Below are 20251 nucleotides of genomic sequence, written 5' to 3'. Positions count from 1 at the left end.
ATTTCATTGATGTCCCTGGTCGGCGGACCGCAGAGGGGTAATTCACAGTAGAAAGTAATCGCGTCCTTCGACCTGGCCCCGGCGCAGCGGGTTCCGGGTGCACCACTGGGCGTAAGCCGCATCGACGAAGCGATACATCAAATGCTCGTCACGCCCATGGGGGATGCCCAGGCGGGTGGTCTGGATGATGTGGCTCGGTGCGGGGCCGGTGTCTTCCACCAGCAGTATCTCGTGGTCGAAACGCTTGGCATCCCACACCGGCACTTTCAGCCCCATGGCCTTGCACAGCAGGGTCTGCCCGGCGCAGAGCTTTTGCGATGGTCGCGGGCGACCCTGAGCGTCGGGGTTGTTCAGCAGCATCTGCGCCAGACTGGCCGGGCCGCTGATTTCATCGACCCATGGATAGGCCGATTTGATCAGCACCGCATTGCCAGGGCCTTGGGCGCTGAAGTTCAGTGAATCGCCGCCACGGGCGTAGTACATATAGATGTGGCCGCCTTCCAGAAACAAAGCCTTACGCTTTTCCGTATAGCCGAGGGAGGCGTGGCTGCCTTTTTCTTCGCAGTAATACGCTTCGGTTTCAATGATCCGGGCGCTCAGCCACAGATCGCCGACCCGGTGTCGGATGACTTTGCCAAGCAGATCCCGGGCAAGCGTCTGGGCGTCACGGTCGAAAAAAGCGTCCGGAAGGCCCATCGGCAGGCGCTCGGCGTGGGCACGAACGGTCAGATTGGACATGGCAAACGGTGTTTATCCAAGCGAAAGAGGTCGTGATGATAACAATCCGAGCCTTAATTACGGCTGAACATCGGCAAATCGCCGTCCATTTCGACCATCCGCCCGTCACCGCTGTTAGTCCCGGGACGCGACAGCTATAATCTGCCGCTTTCCTCTTTGCCAAGACCCCAGCAGACCATGACTGAGTCCGTTCTTGACTACATGACCCGATTGGGTCGCGCCGCCCGCGAAGCTTCCCGGGTCATCGGCCGTGCCAGCACCGCGCAGAAAAACCGCGCCCTGCTGGCTGCCGCCAATGCTCTGGACGCCGCCCGCGCGGAGCTTGCGGCAGCCAATGAACAGGATCTGGCCGCCGGTCGCGCCAACGGTCTGGAACCTGCGCTGCTGGAACGTCTGGAACTGACCCCGGCGCGTATCGACGGGATGATCGTCGGTCTGCGTCAGGTGGCGGCCTTGCCGGACCCGGTCGGTGCGATCCGCGACATGAGCTTCCGTCCGTCGGGCATTCAGGTCGGCAAGATGCGCGTGCCGCTGGGCGTGATCGGGATCATCTACGAGTCCCGTCCGAACGTGACCATCGATGCCGCGAGCCTGTGCCTGAAGTCCGGTAACGCGACCATCCTGCGTGGCGGTTCCGAGGCGATTCATTCCAATCGTGCGATTGCCGCCTGCATCCAGCGTGGTCTGGCCGAAGCCGAGCTGCCGGCCGCCGTGGTGCAAGTGGTGGAAACCACCGACCGTGCCGCCGTTGGCGCCCTGATCACCATGCCCGAGTATGTCGACGTGATCGTGCCGCGTGGTGGCCGTGGCCTGATCGAGCGCATCAGCCGTGACGCGCGGGTGCCGGTGATCAAGCACCTGGACGGCATCTGCCACGTCTATGTCAGCGAACACGCCGACCTGCCGAAAGCCCAGCGCATCGCCTTCAATGCCAAGACCTATCGCTATGGCATCTGCGGTGCGATGGAGACCCTGCTGGTCGATCAAAATGTTGCGAAGGATTTCCTGCCGTCGATGGCTGCCCAGTTCCGCGAAAAAGGTGTCGAGCTGCGTGGTTGCGAGCGCACCCGGGCGATCATCGAGGCCGTGCCGGCCAGCGAAGAAGACTGGAGCACCGAGTATCTGGCGCCGATTCTGTCGATCCGCGTGGTCGACGGACTGGACCAGGCCATCGAACATATCAACCACTACGGCTCCCATCACACCGATTCGATCGTCAGCGAAAACCTCGCCGACACCCGCCAGTTCGTGGCTCAGGTCGACTCGGCGTCGGTGATGATCAACACCCCGACCTGCTTCGCCGATGGATTCGAATACGGATTGGGTGCCGAGATCGGCATTTCTACTGATAAGCTGCACGCCCGTGGCCCGGTGGGCCTTGAAGGACTGACCTGCGAGAAGTACATCGTGGTCGGTGATGGCCAGTTGCGCGGCCAGGCGACGGTCTGACTTGTCCGACCTCGACCTGAAAGCGCCGAAATCCGGCAGAAAGCCTTGCCCCCAGCGCATTGGCGTCCTGGGCGGGACGTTCGACCCGGTGCATGTCGGCCATTTGCGTGGCGCGCTGGAAGTCGCCGAAGCGCTGGCCCTCGATGAGCTGCGCATGATGCCCAGCGCCCGGCCGCCGCATCGCGATACCCCGCAGGTGTCGGCGCAGGATCGGCTGGCAATGGTTGAATGTGCGGTGGCCGGTGTGCCGCCGCTGGTGGTGGACGCCCGCGAATTGCAGCGGGACAAACCGTCCTGGACCATCGATACCCTGGAGTCGCTGCGCGCCGAAATGGCCGCCGAGACCCAGGTTTTTCTGCTTTTGGGCTGGGACGCATTTTGCGGCCTGCCCACTTGGCACCGCTGGGAGGAGTTGCTCCAGCATTGCCACATCCTGGTGCTACAGCGCCCGGACGCCGACAGCGAACCGCCGGATGCCTTGCGCAACCTGCTGGCAGCGCGTTCGGTGAGCGACCCGCTGGCCCTGAAAGGGCCGAGCGGACAGATTGCATTCGTCTGGCAGACACCGCTCGCGGTCTCCGCCACCCAGATCCGTCAACTGCTGGCCAGCGGTAAGTCGGTACGTTTCCTGGTGCCCGACGCGGTCCTGGCCTACATCGATGCGCACGGTCTGTATCGTGCGTCGAACTGAACAAGGCGTGCTCAAGTAACACGATCATCGTGGGACGAGACGCCGAATACATGAGCAAAACGAGTTTTATATGACTGACAAAGACCAAACCAAAGTAAAGCGCAAAGGCACGTTCAAGAGCGCTCCGCTGCCAGAGCCGGTCAACACCAACGAGCCGCTGAAAGGTGACGAGCTGGTCAAGATTGCCGTGGCCGCCCTTGAAGACGTCAAGGCCCAGGACATCCAGATCATCGATGTGCGCGACAAGCAAAGCATCACCGACTACATGATCATCGCCACCGGTACTTCCAACCGCCAGATCAACGCGATGCTGGACAAGGTTCGCGAAGAAGTGAAAAAGCAGGGCGCCAAGCCACTGGGCGAAGAAGGCAAGGGCGACAGCGACTGGGTGCTGCTGGACCTGGACCTGGTGATCGTGCACATGATGACTGCCTCGGCGCGTCAGTTCTACGACCTGGAGCGCCTGTGGGCCGGTGCCGAACAAAGCCGTGCGGCAGACGCCAAGCACCACAGCCCGGAAAACACCCACGAGCACTTCACCAAGCTCAACAAAGACCAGCTGTAAGGGACGCGCTGTGCGACTGCGACTGATCGCCGTCGGTTCACGCATGCCCAAGTGGGTGGAAGAAGGCTGGCATGAATATGCCAAGCGTCTTCCGTCCGAACTGGCGCTGGAACTGGTGGAAATACCGCTCAATACCCGTGGCAAGAATGCCGACGTGGCCCGCTTCATCCGTCAGGAGGGCGAAGCCATGCTGGCCAAGGTCGGGCAGAACGAGCGGATCGTCACCCTCGAAGTGCACGGCAAGCCCTGGAGCACCGAGCAACTGGCGGTCGAACTCGACCGTTGGCGGCTGGATTCGCGCACGGTCAATTTCATGGTCGGCGGCCCGGAAGGGCTGGCGCCGGAAGTCTGTGCCCGCGCGGATCAGCGCTGGTCGTTGTCGCCGTTGACGCTGCCGCACCCGTTGGTGCGCATCCTCATCGGCGAGCAGTTGTATCGTGCCTGGACCGTGTTGTCCGGCCACCCTTACCACAAGTAATCCTGCCCTCATGTCCCAGCCGATCCGCATCAAGGACCACGAAAAAGACGCCCGTCTGGTGCGTAGCCGCGTCGTGTTCGGGGCCATTGCGGTGGTATTGCTGATCTGCGTGCTGATTGCCCGGCTGTATTTCCTGCAGGTCATCCAGTACGAGTATCACTCGACCCTGTCGGAAAACAATCGGGTGCATGTCCAGCCGATTCCGCCGACCCGTGGGCTGATCTTCGACCGTAACGGCGTGGTGGTGGCGGACAACCGCCCGAGCTTCAGCCTGAGCATGACCCGCGAGCGCTCCGGCGACTGGCAGCAGGTGCTCGATGTGATCGTCGAGGTGCTGGAGCTGACGCCGGAAGACCGGGTGATTTTCGAGAAGCGCATGCGTCAGGGGCGCCGGCCGTTCGAGCCGGTGCCGATCCTGTTCGAGCTGACCGAAGAGCAGATTGCCCGCGTCGCGGTGAACCAGTTCCGCCTGCCGGGCGTGGAAGTGGTCGCGCAACTGGTGCGTCACTACCCGCAGGGCGCGCATTTTGCGCACTCGGTGGGTTACATGGGGCGGATCAACGAGAAAGAGCTGAAGACCCTCGACCCGGTCAATTACAGCGGCACCCACCACATTGGCAAAACCGGCATCGAGCGTTTCTACGAAGCCGAGCTGCACGGCCAGGTGGGTTACGAAGAGGTCGAGACCAATGCCCGGGGCCGCGTACTGCGCGTGCTCAAGCGTACCGATCCGGTGCCGGGCAAAGACATCGTCCTGAGCCTCGACATCAAATTGCAGGAAGCCGCCGAAGCCGCGCTGGGCGGGCGACGCGGCGCGGTGGTGGCGCTGGACCCTCGCACCGGCGAAGTACTGGCGATGGTCAGCCAGCCGAGCTTCGACCCGAACCTGTTCGTCACCGGCATCAGCTTCAAGGCCTACGCCGAGCTGCGCGATTCCATCGACCGGCCGCTGTTCAACCGCGTGTTGCGCGGTCTGTACCCGCCGGGTTCGACGATCAAACCGGCGGTAGCGATTGCCGGTCTGGATGCGGGCGTGGTGACGGCGTCGAGCCGCGTGTTCGACCCCGGTTATTACATGCTGCCCAACTACGATCACAAATACCGCAACTGGAACCGTACCGGGGACGGCTTCGTCGATCTCGATACGGCGATCATGCGGTCCAACGACACCTACTTCTATGATCTGGCGCACAAGCTCGGCATCGATCGGTTGTCGGCGTACATGAACAAGTTCGGCATCGGCCAGAAGGTCTCGCTGGACATGTTCGAAGAGTCCCCAGGCCTTATGCCATCCCGAGAGTGGAAGCGTGCGACCCGTCGTCAGGCCTGGTTCCCGGGCGAGACCCTGATTCTCGGGATCGGCCAGGGCTACATGCAATCGACCCCGTTGCAACTGGCCCAGGCCACCGCGCTGGTGGCCAACAAGGGTGTGTGGAACCGCCCGCACCTGGCCAAGACCGTCGAAGGCGAGAGGCCCAAGGACGAAAACCCGATGCCGGACATCGTTCTGCGCGATCCGTCGGACTGGACCAAGGTCAACCACGGCATGCAACAGGTGATGCACGGCGCCCGGGGGACCGCGCGCAAAGCGGCTATCGGCGCGCAATATCGGATCGCCGGCAAGTCGGGTACGGCCCAGGTGGTCGCGATCAAGCAAGGCGAGAAATACGACCGCTCCAAAGTGCAGGAACGCCACCGCGACCACGCCTTGTTCGTGGGTTTCGCACCGGCCGACAGCCCGAAGATCGTGGTGTCGGTGATGGTCGAGAACGGTGAGTCCGGTTCCGGCGTCGCGGCGCCAGTGGTGCGTCAGGTGATGGACGCCTGGTTGCTGGATCAGGACGGACGATTGAAGGCCGAATACGCCAGCCCTATCAGTGCGGAGGCTACGGCCCGTGAAGAATAATTTCGATCGCATGCTCTCCAGCGAGGATGTGATGCGTCGCCGGGCGACGCTGTTGCAACGCTTGCATATCGATGGTCCCTTGCTGGTTTTGCTGTTGATCCTGGCTGCCGGCAGCCTGTTCGTACTGTATTCGGCCAGCGGCAAGAGCTGGGACCTGCTGGCCAAACAAGCGACGTCGTTCGGCATCGGCCTGGTGTCGATGATCGTCATCGCCCAGTTCGAACCACGGTTCATGGCCCGTTGGGTGCCGCTCGGCTATGTGGTCGGGGTGGTGTTGCTGATGGTGGTGGACATCATGGGCCACAACGCCATGGGGGCGACCCGCTGGATCAACATTCCCGGGGTGATCCGCTTCCAGCCGTCGGAATTCATGAAGATCCTGATGCCGGCGACCATCGCCTGGTATCTGTCCAAACGCACGCTGCCGCCACAGCTCAAGCACGTCGGGATCAGTCTGATGCTGATCGGCGTGCCGTTTATCTTGATCGTGCGTCAGCCGGATCTTGGCACCTCGCTGCTGATTCTGGCCGGTGGCGCGTTCGTGCTGTTCATGGGCGGGCTGCGCTGGCGCTGGATCCTCAGCGTGCTGGCGGCCGCCGTTCCCGTGGCGATCGCCATGTGGTTCTTCATCATGCACGACTACCAGAAGCAACGGATCCTGACCTTCCTCGACCCGGAAAGCGATCCGCTGGGCACCGGCTGGAACATCATTCAGTCGAAAGCCGCCATCGGTTCCGGCGGTGTGTTCGGCAAGGGCTGGCTGCTCGGCACCCAGTCGCACCTGGACTTCCTGCCGGAAAGCCACACCGACTTCATCATCGCGGTGCTGGGCGAAGAGTTCGGGTTGGTGGGTATCTGCGCGCTGTTGCTGATCTATCTGCTGCTGATCGGTCGCGGCCTCGTGATTACCGCCCAGGCCCAGACGCTGTTCGGCAAATTGCTCGCCGGCGCCTTGACCATGACGTTTTTTGTTTATGTTTTCGTCAACATCGGTATGGTCAGTGGCCTGTTGCCGGTGGTGGGGGTGCCGTTGCCGTTCATTAGCTACGGCGGAACTTCGCTGGTGACACTGCTGTCAGCGTTTGGGGTTTTGATGTCGATCCATACGCATCGCAAGTGGATCGCACAGGTTTGAATAAGGTGAAGAGTTCAATGCAAGTAATGCGTGACTGGGCGACACGACACGCACCGTGGCTCGGCCTGGTAGGCATCCTTGGCAGCGCGCAGGAAGCGATGGCCGGCGATTACGAAGGCTCGCCCCAGGTGGCCGAATTCGTCGGTGAAATGACCCGCGACTACGGTTTTGCCGGCGAACAACTGATGGCGGTGTTCCGCGAGGCGCAGCGCAAGCAGGCGATTCTCGACGCGATTTCCAAACCCGCCGAACGGGTCAAACAGTGGAAAGAATACCGGCCGATGTTCCTCACCGACGCGCGCATCGCCCGTGGCGTGGACTTCTGGCGCCAGCACGAGGCCGTGCTGGCCCGCGCCGAGCAGGAATACGGCGTTCCGGCCCAGGTCATCGTGTCGATCATCGGCGTTGAGACCTTTTTCGGACGTAATACCGGTAATTACCGGGTGATCGATGCCTTGTCCACGTTGGGATTCGACTATCCTCCCCGTGCCGAATTTTTCCGCAAGGAACTGCGTGAGTTCCTGCTGCTGGCTCGCGAAGAACAGGTCGACCCGCTGACCCTCAAGGGGTCCTACGCCGGGGCGATGGGTCTGCCGCAGTTCATGCCGAGCAGCTTTCGCGCCTACGCGGTGGATTTCGACGGCGACGGGCACATCAATATCTGGAACAACCCGGATGATGCGATCGGCAGCGTCGCCAGCTACTTCAAGCGTCACGGCTGGGTAGCCGGCGAGCCGGTGGTCAGTCGTGCCGATGTGCGCGGCGAGCAGGTGGATGAAGGCCTGACCACTGGCATCGAACCGACGAAAACCGTCGGGGAGTTGCGAGCGCTGGGCTGGTCAAGTCATGATGCGCTGCGCGATGATATGCCGGTTACTGCATTTCGCCTGGAAGGCGACAATGGCCCGGAATACTGGATGGGCCTGAAGAATTTCTACGCGATCACGCGTTATAACCGCAGCGTGATGTACGCCATGGCTGTACATCAACTGTCTGAAGAGCTGGTAAAAGCACGGGGCGTCAAGTAATGCAGGCATTGCCTATCAACAAACCCCTGAAGCTGGTGGCATTCGCTGCGTTGGCAGTGCTGGTCGCCAGTTGCTCGACCAGCCGTTCGCCGAGCCAGAAGACTTCGTCCACTGCTGTTCGCGCGCAGCCGGGCCTGGATATCAACCGGGCCCACAAGGACGGCGCGCCGTGGTGGGACGTCGATGTGTCGCGCATCCCGGACGCCACGCCGACCCTGCACACCGGCCCGTACAAGGCCAACCCTTACACCGTGCTGGGCAAGACCTACTTCCCGTTGCAGGAATCCAAGACCTACGTGGCCTCGGGCACTGCGTCCTGGTATGGCACGAAGTTCCACGGTCAGAACACCGCCAATGGCGAGGTCTATGACCTGTACGGCATGAGTGCCGCCCACAAGACATTACCGCTGCCAAGTTACGTTCGGGTGACCAACCTGGACAACAACAAGAGCGTGATCCTGCGGGTCAACGACCGTGGGCCGTTCTACTCGGACCGGATCATCGACCTGTCCTACGCCGCCGCCAAAAAGCTCGGTTATGCCGAAATCGGCACCGCGCGGGTCAAGGTCGAGGGCATCGATCCGCAACAATGGTGGGCCGCCAAGGGCCGTCCGGCGCCTTTGATGCTCAACGAGCCGCAAGTCGCGCAGAATACCACCCCGGTGATCACGGCTTCGGCCGGCACCATCGAGCAGTGGACTCCACCGCCGCAGCAACATGCCTCTGACACTGTACCCGTACAGATCAGCGCAAAAAAAAACGCTTCTGCACCAGCGTCTGGCCAGTATCTGCAGGTGGGCGCGTTCGCCAACCCGGACGCTGCAGAACTCCTGAGGTCGAAGCTCAGCGGGATGGTGAGCGCTCCGGTGTTCATCAGCTCGATCGTGCGCAATCAGCAGACCCTGCACCGGGTACGCCTGGGACCGATCGGTTCGCCGGGTGAAATTGCCCAGGTACAGAACAGCGTGCGCTCGGCCAATCTTGGTTCGCCTAGCGTGGTCACCGAGTAAGTAATACGTAGCACTTGATTGACGGTTCACCAGCGATTGGGGGGTGAGCCAGGTTGTTGGCTCGTCGAAGAACAAAAGCCCGGCAGAGGGTGACTGGAGTGAGCAACTGAACACGCGATGACTCGTTAGAAAGTCATCTGATTAATTTTGCCTTCGGGCAGTTTCCATTAGCGATTTCGAGAGACGGATGAACATCACCACCTTTGCCAAACGCCTGTGTCTGCTAGTCCCGCTGCTCCTCTCGCCAGCCGCCTTCGCGGCCGAGATGATGCCGTCGCCACCTCAACTGGCCGCAAAAGCCTACGTGCTCATGGACGCCAGCAGCGGCAACGTGCTGGTGGAGAACAACGGTGACCAGCGTCTGCCACCGGCCAGCCTGACCAAACTGATGACCGCGTACATCGCTACGCTGGAAATCCGTCGCGGCCAGATCGGTGAAAACGATCCAGTGACCATCAGCGAAAACGCCTGGCGCACCGGCGGTTCGCGGATGTTCATCAAAGTCGGCTCGCAAGTGACCGTCAGCGACCTGCTGCACGGCATCATCATCCAGTCCGGCAACGACGCCAGCGTCGCGGTTTCCGAGCACATCGCCGGCAGCGAAGACGCCTTCGCCGACCTGATGAACAAAACCGTCGCCGATCTGGGCATGACCAATACCCACTTCATGAACCCGACCGGTCTGCCGAACCCTGAGCACTACTCGTCGGCTCACGACATGGCGATCCTGGCTCGCGCGATCATCCACGAAGACCCGGCTCACTACGCGATCTACTCGCAAAAAGAGTTCTTCTGGAACGGCATCAAGCAACCTAACCGCAACCTGCTGCTGTGGCGCGACAAGACCGTTGACGGTCTGAAGACCGGTCACACCGACGAAGCCGGCTACTGCATGGTGTCCTCGGCTGTACGTGACGGCATGCGCCTGATCGCCGTGGTGTTCGGCACCAATAGCGAAGTGGCTCGCGCCGCTGAAACCCAGAAGCTGCTGACCTACGGTTTCCGCTTCTTCGAAACCCAGACCTTCTATCAGAAAGGCACCGAACTGGCTCAGGCCCCGGTGTGGAAAGGCACCACCAATCAAGTCAAGGCCGGCCTGGCTGAAGACCTGACCATGACCCTGCCGAAAGGCCAGCTGAAAAAGCTCGCTGCCAGCATGACCATGAACCCGCAACTGACCGCGCCAATCGCCAAGGGCGACGTGATCGGTAAAGTCGAAGTGAAACTGGACGACAAGGTGGTGCACAGCGCCGACCTGATCGCCCTGGACGCTGTCGAGGAGGGTGGTATCTTCCGCCGCATGTGGGATAGCATCCGTCTATTCTTCTACGGCTTGTTCAACTGATTCGAGTTGACCAGCATGGCCCCGTTCCAGTCCGGAGCGGGGCCTTGTTCGTTACCGGGCTTACGCTTACGAGGCCGTTACGCCATGACCGATACCGAAGTAAAGGCTCCAAAGATCGAATTTCCGCAGGTTGATTATCCGGTTAAGGTGATCAGCGATACGGGCGTCGGCAACAAAGACAAGATCATCGACATCGTCAAGAAGCACGCCAAGATCAACGATGAGCGTGTGGACGAACGTCAAAGCAGCAACGGCAAGTACACCACCATTCAGTTGCACATTGTCGCGACCGACCAGGATCAGCTGTACAACATCAACAGCGAACTGCGGGCGACCGGTTTCGTGCACATGGTGTTGTGATGTCCGGCACGCTGGGCTTTCGCGAGCTTGGCCAGATGGCTTACGAGCCGGTCTGGCATGCCATGCAACGCTTTACCAACGAACGCGGCAGTGAGGCCGCCGATGAAATCTGGCTCGTCGAACACCCGCCGGTGTTCACTCAGGGCCAGGCCGGCAAGGCCGAACACCTGCTGCTGCCGGGGGATATCCCGGTGGTGCAGGTCGACCGCGGCGGGCAGGTGACCTACCATGGCCCCGGCCAACTGGTGGCGTACCTGCTGCTGGATGTGCGCAAACTGGGTTTCGGTGTACGAGACCTGGTCACGCGCATGGAGCGGTGCCTGATCGAACTGCTGGCCAGCTACGGTGTAACCGCAGCAGCCAAGCCAGACGCTCCCGGCGTCTACGTCGACGGAGCCAAGATCGCTTCTCTGGGTTTGCGGATTCGCCACGGTTGTTCCTTTCATGGCCTGGCCCTGAATGTGGACATGGACCTGGAACCGTTTCGACGGATTAATCCCTGCGGCTACGCCGGGCTGGCAATGACCCAGCTGAGCGACCATGCAGGATCGATTGAATTTGCCGAGGTAAGTGCCCGGCTGCGCGCGCAGCTCGTCAAACACCTCGACTATGCTGAGCAGACGACCCTGACGGGCGGAATCGACTGATATGACTACTGATGCAGTGCAAACCATGATCCCGACGCTCGACGTGACCGAGCGCCCGGCCCCGCGTCCCAAGGTTGAAGCGGGCGTCAAGCTGCGCGGCGCCGAGAAGGTTGCACGCATCCCGGTGAAGATCATTCCGACCACCGAACTGCCGAAGAAACCCGACTGGATCCGCGTGCGCATCCCGGTTTCGCCGGAAGTCGACCGCATCAAGAGCCTGCTGCGCAAGCACAAGCTGCACAGCGTGTGTGAAGAGGCGTCCTGCCCGAACCTGGGCGAGTGCTTCTCCGGCGGCACCGCGACCTTCATGATCATGGGTGACATCTGCACCCGTCGCTGCCCGTTCTGCGACGTGGGTCATGGCCGTCCGAAGCCACTGGACGTCAACGAGCCGGAAAGCCTGGCCATCGCCATCGCCGACTTGAAACTCAAGTACGTGGTGATCACCTCGGTTGACCGCGACGATCTGCGTGACGGCGGTGCCCAGCACTTTGCCGACTGCATCCGCGAAATCCGCAAACTGTCGCCGAACGTGCAGCTCGAGACCCTGGTCCCGGACTACCGTGGCCGCATGGACATCGCTCTGGAAATCACCGCGGCCGAGCCGCCGGATGTGTTCAACCACAACCTGGAAACCGTGCCGCGCCTGTACAAGGCTGCGCGTCCGGGTTCGGATTACCAGTGGTCGCTGACCTTGCTGCAACGCTTCAAACAGATGATGCCGCACATTCCGACCAAGTCCGGCCTGATGCTGGGTCTGGGCGAGACCGACGACGAAGTCATTGAAGTCATGAAGCGCATGCGCGAGCACGATATCGACATGCTGACCCTGGGCCAGTACCTGCAACCGTCCCGCAGCCACTTGCCGGTGCAGCGTTTCGTGCACCCGGACACCTTCGCCTGGTTCGCCGAGGAAGGTTACAAGATGGGCTTCAAGAACGTTGCGTCCGGCCCGTTGGTGCGTTCTTCGTACCACGCTGACGAGCAGGCGAAACTGGTCAAGGCCGAGCTGCTCGGGTCCTGATTCAGCGCTGAATGAGGAAATGCCCGCCGAGGCTTCAGTGCCCGGCGGGTATTTTTTTGCCCGTCCTACGACAACAAGCAACTTTTCCTGCAACCTGCGAGGGAACAGAGCCTCTTCTGTTTGTCTCCGTTCCTGACTACTGTGTCCGCACGACCTCACACAGGGAGATTCATGGATGACTGTTCGACCGACCCAAACCCTTTTCCCGCACAAACCTGTGCCGGCGTTGCCCTCGGAAGGCCTGATAGGCGTCATTGCGCCAGCCGGCCCTGGTGCGCTGGATACTGAAAAGGCCGTTCAGTGGATGCGCGCCCGGGGTTACAGATTGCGGGTGTTCCCCGGCGTCTACGAGAAAGATGGTTATCTGGCCGGCAGCGACGAGGTGCGGCTCAACGATCTGCACGCCGCGTTCGCTGACGAAGAGGTTGATGCGATCATTTGCCTGCGGGGTGGTTACGGCACGCCAAGGTTGCTGGACCGGATCGACTACGATCTGTTGAGCCGTAACGCCAAGCCGTTCGTTGGCTACAGCGACATCACCGCACTGCATCTGGCCATCAGTCGCTACGCCGGGTTCGTGACCTTTCATGGGCCACTGTTGAATGCCGACTTGCTGGGGGACAAGGAACCGCCGACGGTGACGTCGTTCTTCGCCATGCTGCGCGGCCAATTGAAGGCCGGCAGTGTGTTGAGTCATCCGGTGGCGTATCCATTGACCACGGTAGAGCCCGGCATTGCCCACGGGCGTTTGCTGGGCGGCAATCTGGCGATGATCGCCGCGACCCTGGGCACGCCTTACGAAATCGATGTCGAAGGGGTGATTCTGCTCATCGAGGACGTCAACGAGCCGCTGTATCGGATCGACCGCTTGCTGACCCAGATGCGTCTGGCGGGAAAATTGGCCAGATTGCGCGGCGTGTTGGTCGGGGATGTGGCCGGCGTGGACATCGAGGCCTTGAACCGTTTGCTCAAGCAGACCTTTGAACCGTTGCGGATTCCGGTGCTATCGGGTTGGCGCAGCGGGCATTGTGATCCGAACCTGACGTTGCCGATGGGGGCGCTGGTTCGGCTGGATGCGGGGAAGAAGGAGTTGATGCTGGAGCAGGATGTGGTGATTCGGTAGCCGAATCCCAAAACAAGACCGCCGCCTGAAGAGGCGGCGGTCTTTTTTTACTGGCTACGCAAGCTTTCCAGCAGCTTGTGCGTCGGGTAACCGTCTGCCGGCCAGCCAAACGATTGTTGCGCACTGCGGATCGCCTTGCGCGTGTTGGCGCCGATGATGCCGTCGGCGGTGCCTGCGTCGTAGTTGCGCGCAGTCAGCAGGTTTTGGAGCTCGATACGCTCGGTGCGACTCAGCGGCAGATCATCTTTTGGCCAGGTGCCATTGATCAGTCCTGCGCCGTTGAAGCGTTCGGACAACAGGCTGACGGCCAGGGCATAGGACGACGAGTTGTTGTACTTGAGGATCGCCCGGAAGTTGTCGAGGATCAGGAACGCCGGGCCACGATAGCCGGCTGGCAGCAGCAGAGCGGCTGAGAGTTGCTCGGAACCGGCCGGTGCCTGCCCGCCGTTGGGCAGGATCACACCCAGTTGCCGCCATTCGGCGACGCTCTTGCGAATAGCACCGTCCGCCAGGGTGTAGTTGAAACCGCTCGGCAGTTGCACTTCGAAGCCCCACGGCTGGCCACGCTGCCAGCCGGAGCTTTGCAGGTAATGCGCAGTGGATGCCAAGGCGTCGGCCGGGCTGCCCCAGATATCACGCCGACCGTCACCGTCAAAATCCACCGCGTGGGTGTTGTAAGTGGTCGGGATGAACTGCGTCTGCCCCATGGCACCGGCCCAGGAGCCGAGCATTTTCTCCGGCGTGATGTCGCCCTGTTGCAGAATCTGCAGCGCCGCGATCAGTTGCGCATGGGCAAAGCCCGGGCGGCGACCTTCATAGGCCAGGGTCGCCAGGGAATTGATCACCGATTTGGTACCCTGGAACTGGCCGAAATTGCTTTCCATCCCCCACACCGACACCAGCGCCTGGCGATCGACGCCATAGCGTTGTTCGATGCGTTGCAGGATGTCGGCGTACTGGTTGATCAACGCCTGGCCTTTACGCACTCGTAGCGGCGACAGGGCGCCATCCAGGTATTCCCATACCGGCCGGGCGAACTCCGGCTGGCTGCGGTCGGCGCGGATCACGCTGGCGTCGAAGCTGACATTGGCGAAGGCACGATCAAAGACGTCGGCGCGAATACCGGCGGCCAAGGCGTCCTTGCGGAAACCGGCCTGCCACTCGGCAAAGGTCTGGGTCGGTTGCAGGTCGAGGTCGTCCCCGGTCGGCACTACCGGCGGGACGATCGCAGGGGCCGTGGCAACAGGAGCGGTCTGAAGCGGTTGAGCGTCGGCGGCGGTGGGTTTTTCCGCGCAGGCGACAAGCAGTATGAAGCTTGTGGCAGCGATCAGTTGGCGAAAGGGCCAACGACGGGAAAGACTAAGGGGCATGCACAGGTCCAGAGGATACGAATCAGGTGCAGACCTTAACATGAGGAAGGGGTGCTGCGCTTCAAGCGGCCAGAAAGTAAAAAGCCTCCCAGCTGTCAGACTGGAAGGCTTCGCGGCGGTAGCTGCCCTTACCCTTGGTGGGTCGTTCCTGGCGGCTGCGGAACAGGGGTTGGGCGACGATGGATTTGGCCTTGTTATGGCCATGTTTCGATGGCTTTTTGCTCATGAGGGTTCTCGCGAGTGAGTGGGTTTTGCGCGGCAAATGATCTGCCGATGTCGAGCGTCTGTCTATAGGATAGAAGGCGGGATGTTCTGTAGGAAATGGTCTGTACAAAGAAAACGGGATCGCACAGCGCGATCCCGTATTTCATTCGGCGGGCAATGACAGACGCTGACCAGCCATCAACAGCGCCAATCGGCTCAGGCTCATCCACGGCGAACCGGCAGCCTGACCCTTGATCTGCGCATCGATGCGCTGGGCCTCGAGCAGCAATTGCGCCCAGCGTTGCGCCGAGTAGCGTTGCAGGGCCTTGCTCATCAACGGTTTACGTTTGTCCCAGACCGGCGGTTTCGCCTGACTGAAGCACTTGTCCAGCGGCGTGCCCTGGCTGTACTGCAACGAGATATTGGCCAGCAGGCGCAACTCCCGCGCCAACGCCCAGAGAATCACCGGCGGTTCGACCCCTTCACCGCGCAGCCCTTCGAGCATGCGTAGCGCGTGAGCCGGTTCGCCGTTGAGCACCGCGTCGGTCAGGCCGAACACGTCGAACCGCGCACTGTCGGCCACGGCCGCCTGTACGGTTTCGACGCTGATCTGCCCGCCCTCGGCCATCAGCTTGAGCTTCTCGATTTCCTGGGCGGCGGCAAGCAGGTTGCCTTCAACCCGCGCAGCAATCAGTTCGACCGCGTCCTGACTGGCCGACAATCCGGCCTGGGACAGGCGCTGACGGATCCAGCTCGGCAACTGGTTGGCGTCCACCGGCCAGATCTGGATGAACTGGGTCTGCTGACCCTCGACCAGCGCCTTGCCCCACTTGGTCTTCTGCGCGCTGCCGTCCAGCTTGGGCAGACTGATCAGCAGCACCGTGTCTTCAGCGGGGCGCGAGCAGTATTCGATCAACGCGGCGGCACCCTTGTCGCCGGGCTTGCCGGAGGGCAGGCGCAGTTCAAGCAGGCGCTTTTCGGCGAACAGCGACATGCTTGCACCAGCCAGCAACAACGTCCCCCAGTCGAAATTGGCGTCGGCGGCGAAGACCTGGCGTTCGTCGAAACCCTGCTGACGGGCAGCGGAGCGAATGGCGTCGGCAGCTTCCTGGCACAGCAGCGGGTCATCGCCGCTGATGATGTAGACCGGCGCAAGAGCGCCTTGCAGGTGCTTGCCGAGTTGGGCGGGAGCGAGCTTCATAAGAGACGGCGAACGGGGCGCCTGAGCGCCCCGATCGTCTTACTGCTTAGGCAGTTCGAGCGGCGACTGACGCGGGGTTTCCGCTTCAGCCTTCTGCGCCGCTTCCAGTGCGTCAGCTTCAGCCTTGGCCCGGTCGTTGGCGGCCTGTTGCAAGGCTTCCAGTTGGGCCGGCGTCAGCTGTTGCAGACGCAGCATCATGCGTTGTACCAGTTCACGGCGCGTTTCACGACGAGCATCGTTGGCTTCCTGGTCGGAGCCCACCAGGTTGTTGCCGTCGTGGATGAACACTTTCTGTACTTCAAGCTTGTCGCTCTTGAGCAGCAGGTTCTTTTCGCCACGAATATCGTAGTTGAGCACGGTGCTCACCTGATACTCACCAGTGGTGCCGGCGCCAGCGTAGCTGAGGATGCGCTGGGATTCCTGCTCATTGGCCAGGTAGAGCTTGTACGGCGCGCCAGAGACGATCTTGACGCCGCTGGCTTCCAGCAACTGACGCAGTTGCGTCACGGTTTCGCCGTAGGCGTTGCGGGCGCTCAGATCGAGCTCCTTGATCGACAGTTCATTGGTGCCAGTGCCGCGCAGCTGGAAACCGCAGGCGCTCAACAGGACAGCGAGGCCCATCACCAGCAGATTGCGTTTGATCATTGTGTTGCTCCCCTTGAAACCATGTGGGCCGGTCTTGCGGCCCGAAAGGTTTTACAGGGCGCCAGGCAAACCCGGCGCCCGATCCAATTAGCTGGCGACGATATTGACCAGTTTCCCGGGCACTACGATCACTTTGCGAATAGTCAGGCCGTCGACGAAACGCAGCACGTTTTCGTTGGCGCGGGCTGCGGCTTCCACTTCTTCGCGGGTGGCGGCAGCCGGCATTTCGATCTGGCCACGCAGCTTGCCGTTGACCTGGATGACCAGGGTCAGGCTGTCCTGCACCAGTGCGCTTTCATCCACCACCGGCCAGTTGGCGTCGATCACAGGATCGGCATGACCCAGCTGATTCCACAGCTCGTGGCTGATGTGCGGAGTGATCGGAGCCAGCAGCAGAGTAACGGCTTCCAGACCTTCCTGAACCAGTGCACGATCCTGCTCGTTACTTTGAGCGGCTTTTTCCAGCACATTCATCAGTGTCATCACCTGGGCGATGGCGGTGTTGAATTTGTGGTTCTGGCCGACGTCGTGGCTTGCTTGCTTGATGGCCTGGTGAGTCGCACGGCGAACGACTTTCTGTTCGTCGTTCAGGCTGGCGATATCCAGCTTGCCCGGCAGGCCCTGGCTCACATGGGTTTGGGCAAGGCGCCAGACGCGCTTGAGGAAGCGATGCGAACCTTCGACGCCGGAGTCGGACCACGCAGCGCTCATATCTGGTGGCGAGGCGAACATCATGAACAGACGGCAGGTATCTGCACCGAACTGGTCAATCATCGACTGTGGGTCAACGCCGTTGTTCTTCGACTTGGCCATCTTCTCGGTGCCACCGATTTCCACCGGCAGGCCGTCGGTTTTCAGCTTGGCACTGGTCACGTTGCCTTTGCTGTCGCGTTCGAGGTCCACGTCCGCCGGGTTGAACCAGGTGTAGGCACCGTTGGCTTCGCGACGATAGTAAGTCTCGGCGATCACCATGCCCTGGGTCAGCAGGTTCTTGAACGGCTCGTTGGAACTCACCAGGCCTTCGTCGCGCATCAGCTTGTGAAAGAAGCGCGCGTAAAGCAGGTGAAGAATCGCGTGCTCGATACCGCCGATGTACTGATCCACCGGCAGCCAGTGATCGGCCGCGGATTTTTCCACCAGGCCGCCTTCGAAGTGCGGTGAGGCGTAACGGGCGTAGTACCAGGACGACTCGACGAAGGTGTCCATGGTGTCGGTTTCACGCTTGGCAGGCTGGCCACATTTCGGGCAGCTGCACTCGTAGAACTCGGGCATGCGCGCCAGCGGCGAACCGGCGCCGTCCGGCACCACGTCTTCCGGCAGTACGACAGGCAACTGGTTTTCCGGCACCGGCACGTCACCGCAAGTATCGCAGTGGATGATCGGGATCGGGCAGCCCCAGTAGCGCTGACGGCTGATGCCCCAGTCACGGAGACGGAACTGGGTGCGCGAGGCGCCGAGTTCTTTCTTGATCAGGGCGACTTCCATGGCGTCGAACGCGCCGGCGAAGTCCAGGCCGTCGAACTCGCCGGAGTTGATCAGCGTGCCGTGCTCCCCGTAGGCGTCTTGCCATGGCGCCGGGTTGGTTTCACCCGAACTGGTGCGAACCACGGATTTGACCGGCAGGTTGTACTTGTGGGCGAACTCGAAATCACGCTCGTCGTGAGCCGGCACAGCCATGACCGCGCCATCGCCGTAGTGCATCAGCACGTAGTTGGCGACCCACACCGGCAGTTTTTCGCCGGTCAGCGGGTGCTCGACGAACAGGCCGGTCGGCAGGCCTTTCTTCTCTTGAGTGGCGACATCGGCTTCGGCGACGCTGCCGCCCTTGCATTCAGCGATGAACGCTTGCAGCTCAGGATTGTTCTTGGCAGCAAGGGCCGCCAGGTGGTGCTCAGCAGCCACGGCAACATACGTTGCGCCCATCAGGGTGTCCGGACGGGTAGTGAAGACTTTCAGGGTTCCGCTTTCGCCGATCGAGTCAACGTTGTACGGGAACTGTACTTCCATCCCGCGCGACTTGCCGATCCAGTTGCGCTGCATGGTCTTGACCTGTTCCGGCCAGCCGGTCAGTTCGTCGAGACTTTCCAGCAGCTCATCCGCGTAGGCGGTGATCTTGAAGTAGTACATCGGGATTTCGCGCTTTTCGATCAGCGCACCGGAGCGCCAGCCGCGACCGTCGATCACCTGTTCGTTGGCCAGAACGGTCTGGTCGATCGGGTCCCAGTTCACGGTACCGTTCTTGCGGTAGATCACGCCTTTTTCGAACAGGCGGGTGAACAGCCACTGCTCCCAACGGTAGTAATCAGGCTTGCAGGTAGTGACTTCGCGCGACCAGTCCACCGCCAGGCCCAGGCTGCGCAGCTGGGATTTCATGTAGGCGATGTTTTCGTAGGTCCACTTGGCCGGGGCCACGTTGTTCTTCATCGCGGCGTTTTCCGCCGGCATGCCGAAGGCGTCCCAACCCATTGGTTGCAGAACGTTCTTGCCGAGCATGCGCTGGTAGCGGGAGATCACGTCGCCGATGGTGTAGTTGCGCACGTGCCCCATGTGTAGCTTGCCGCTGGGGTAAGGGAACATCGACAGGCAGTAGTAAGTCTCCTTGCCTGGCTGTTCACTGACTTCAAAGGACTTTTGCTCGTCCCAGAACGACTGGGCGGCGGCTTCGATTTCACGGGGCTGATATTGTTCGTGCATGGCTACTTTTGTACTGGATAGGGGTGGCCTAATCCTCTTCAATGCGACATCCGGAGCGGGCCGGACGGGCTGGAAGTGGAGTTACAGGAAGCGCCGTAGCATACATGACCGCGCTTGGCCTAGGGAAACCCTGATTGCAGCCGTTTGACCGGGCAAAATCGCGGCGAGGGCCGTTGGTCGCGGCGTGCAGCCGGTTTGTGCAGCGAAGCTAAGCTCTAACTGGGGAGTGAGTCTTATCTTCAATGAGGTGAGGGATGGTGGAGTCACAGCAAAAAAACGTTACCAAACCCGAGTTGTACGAGCGGTTGATCGATCGTTTGGGGACAGCCCTGGACGCTGCAAAAACCGCTGTCCGGCTGCGCGACGAGCGCCCCCTGGAGCTGGAATTGCGTGGCTTGAGCCCCGCCGAGTTCGAACTGGTCAAGGCCTATCTGGATCGCAGTGAGCGTGAAACCCACGGATACCTGTCACAGGCAGTGAAGCAACTCGATGCACCCCGTTCGGCCAAAGTCATCTGGCTCAAGGACAAGGCGCCCGGCAGAGACACCGTCAAGGTTCGCACTCTGCAGGCCAAGTAAACGCATGGCAGGTCAAAAAGCGGATCTTTTTCAACGGGATCCGACCCTACTGGTTGTCGC

General features: G+C 61.3%; 20 protein-coding genes. 14 read left to right on the top strand and 6 right to left on the bottom strand.

Annotation, left to right across the window (positions count from 1 at the left end):
- Positions 1-42 precede the first annotated feature (42 nt).
- Positions 43-738, bottom strand: coding sequence for a DNA-3-methyladenine glycosylase (locus JJN09_RS22640; protein WP_249483867.1), 696 nt, complete (start codon positions 736-738; stop codon positions 43-45).
- Positions 739-915: 177 nt separating this feature from the next.
- On the opposite strand from JJN09_RS22640, the gene JJN09_RS22635 reads away from it, so the two are divergent.
- The 13 genes from JJN09_RS22635 (at position 916) to JJN09_RS22575 (ending at position 13499) form a co-directional block, all read left to right on the top strand.
- Positions 916-2187, top strand: a complete 1272-nt coding sequence (locus tag JJN09_RS22635; protein ID WP_249483866.1) for a glutamate-5-semialdehyde dehydrogenase — start codon at positions 916-918, stop codon at positions 2185-2187.
- Positions 2156-2878, top strand: a complete 723-nt coding sequence (nadD, locus tag JJN09_RS22630; protein WP_249483865.1) for a nicotinate-nucleotide adenylyltransferase — start codon at positions 2156-2158, stop codon at positions 2876-2878. Before JJN09_RS22635 ends, nadD begins: the two co-directional genes overlap by 32 nt.
- A 70-nt stretch (positions 2879-2948) precedes the next feature.
- On the top strand, positions 2949-3443 hold the full coding sequence (rsfS, locus tag JJN09_RS22625) for a ribosome silencing factor (protein WP_008087903.1): 495 nt from the start codon (positions 2949-2951) through the stop codon (positions 3441-3443).
- Positions 3444-3453: 10 nt separating this feature from the next.
- Positions 3454-3921, top strand: coding sequence for a 23S rRNA (pseudouridine(1915)-N(3))-methyltransferase RlmH (rlmH, locus tag JJN09_RS22620; RefSeq protein ID WP_009051038.1), 468 nt, complete (start codon positions 3454-3456; stop codon positions 3919-3921).
- Between the two features lie 10 nt (positions 3922-3931).
- Entirely contained in the window at positions 3932-5827 is a 1896-nt protein-coding gene (gene mrdA, locus JJN09_RS22615) for a penicillin-binding protein 2 (RefSeq protein ID WP_249483864.1), read from the top strand.
- A gap of 31 nt (positions 5828-5858) precedes the next feature.
- Positions 5859-6962, top strand: a complete 1104-nt coding sequence (gene rodA, locus JJN09_RS22610; RefSeq protein ID WP_085712360.1) for a rod shape-determining protein RodA — start codon at positions 5859-5861, stop codon at positions 6960-6962.
- 17 nt (positions 6963-6979) lie between these two features.
- The gene (mltB, locus tag JJN09_RS22605) at positions 6980-7990 is read left to right on the top strand and encodes a lytic murein transglycosylase B (RefSeq protein ID WP_249483863.1); all 1011 of its coding nucleotides are present in this window, start codon (positions 6980-6982) and stop codon (positions 7988-7990) included.
- On the top strand, positions 7990-9000 hold the full coding sequence (locus JJN09_RS22600; RefSeq protein ID WP_249483862.1) for a septal ring lytic transglycosylase RlpA family protein: 1011 nt from the start codon (positions 7990-7992) through the stop codon (positions 8998-9000). The genes mltB and JJN09_RS22600 overlap by 1 nt, the downstream gene beginning before the upstream one ends.
- 187 nt (positions 9001-9187) lie before the next feature.
- Positions 9188-10345 carry a D-alanyl-D-alanine carboxypeptidase family protein gene (locus JJN09_RS22595; protein ID WP_096820787.1) on the top strand — a complete coding sequence of 386 codons (1158 nt, stop codon included), beginning with the start codon at positions 9188-9190 and terminating at the stop codon, positions 10343-10345.
- A gap of 84 nt (positions 10346-10429) precedes the next feature.
- Complete coding sequence (locus JJN09_RS22590) at positions 10430-10705, top strand: DUF493 domain-containing protein (RefSeq protein WP_007958664.1); 276 nt, start codon at positions 10430-10432, stop codon at positions 10703-10705.
- Entirely contained in the window at positions 10705-11352 is a 648-nt protein-coding gene (gene lipB / locus JJN09_RS22585; RefSeq protein WP_249483861.1) for a lipoyl(octanoyl) transferase LipB, read from the top strand. The genes JJN09_RS22590 and lipB overlap by 1 nt, the downstream gene beginning before the upstream one ends.
- Positions 11353-11377: 25 nt before the next feature.
- Positions 11378-12376, top strand: coding sequence for a lipoyl synthase (lipA, locus tag JJN09_RS22580; protein ID WP_162130488.1), 999 nt, complete (start codon positions 11378-11380; stop codon positions 12374-12376).
- A 175-nt stretch (positions 12377-12551) separates the two neighbouring features.
- The gene (locus JJN09_RS22575; RefSeq protein ID WP_249483860.1) at positions 12552-13499 is read left to right on the top strand and encodes an LD-carboxypeptidase; all 948 of its coding nucleotides are present in this window, start codon (positions 12552-12554) and stop codon (positions 13497-13499) included.
- Positions 13500-13546: 47 nt separating this feature from the next.
- On the opposite strand, the gene JJN09_RS22570 is transcribed toward JJN09_RS22575, so the two are convergent.
- The 5 genes from JJN09_RS22570 to leuS form a co-directional block, all read right to left on the bottom strand.
- On the bottom strand, positions 13547-14869 hold the full coding sequence (locus tag JJN09_RS22570) for a lytic murein transglycosylase (RefSeq protein WP_249483859.1): 1323 nt from the start codon (positions 14867-14869) through the stop codon (positions 13547-13549).
- A gap of 61 nt (positions 14870-14930) precedes the next feature.
- Positions 14931-15095, bottom strand: coding sequence for an alternative ribosome rescue factor ArfA (gene arfA, locus JJN09_RS22565; RefSeq protein ID WP_249483858.1), 165 nt, complete (start codon positions 15093-15095; stop codon positions 14931-14933).
- A gap of 141 nt (positions 15096-15236) precedes the next feature.
- The gene (gene holA, locus JJN09_RS22560; protein ID WP_249483857.1) at positions 15237-16274 is read right to left on the bottom strand and encodes a DNA polymerase III subunit delta; all 1038 of its coding nucleotides are present in this window, start codon (positions 16272-16274) and stop codon (positions 15237-15239) included.
- Between the two features lie 39 nt (positions 16275-16313).
- Positions 16314-16919: an LPS assembly lipoprotein LptE gene (lptE, locus tag JJN09_RS22555; protein ID WP_249483856.1), complete on the bottom strand. Its 606-nt coding sequence runs from the start codon at positions 16917-16919 to the stop codon at positions 16314-16316.
- 87 nt (positions 16920-17006) lie between these two features.
- The gene (leuS, locus tag JJN09_RS22550; protein WP_249483855.1) at positions 17007-19613 is read right to left on the bottom strand and encodes a leucine--tRNA ligase; all 2607 of its coding nucleotides are present in this window, start codon (positions 19611-19613) and stop codon (positions 17007-17009) included.
- Positions 19614-19867: 254 nt separating this feature from the next.
- Between leuS and JJN09_RS22545 the strand changes: the two genes are divergently transcribed.
- Positions 19868-20191: a hypothetical protein gene (locus JJN09_RS22545; RefSeq protein ID WP_096820794.1), complete on the top strand. Its 324-nt coding sequence runs from the start codon at positions 19868-19870 to the stop codon at positions 20189-20191.
- Positions 20192-20251 lie beyond the last annotated feature (60 nt).

The sequence above is a fragment of the Pseudomonas sp. HS6 genome (assembly GCF_023375815.1).
Classification (GTDB): Bacteria; Pseudomonadota; Gammaproteobacteria; order Pseudomonadales; family Pseudomonadaceae; genus Aquipseudomonas.
Note: the sequence above shows the minus strand (reverse complement) of the source record. Positions and strands in the feature narration are given on the sequence as shown.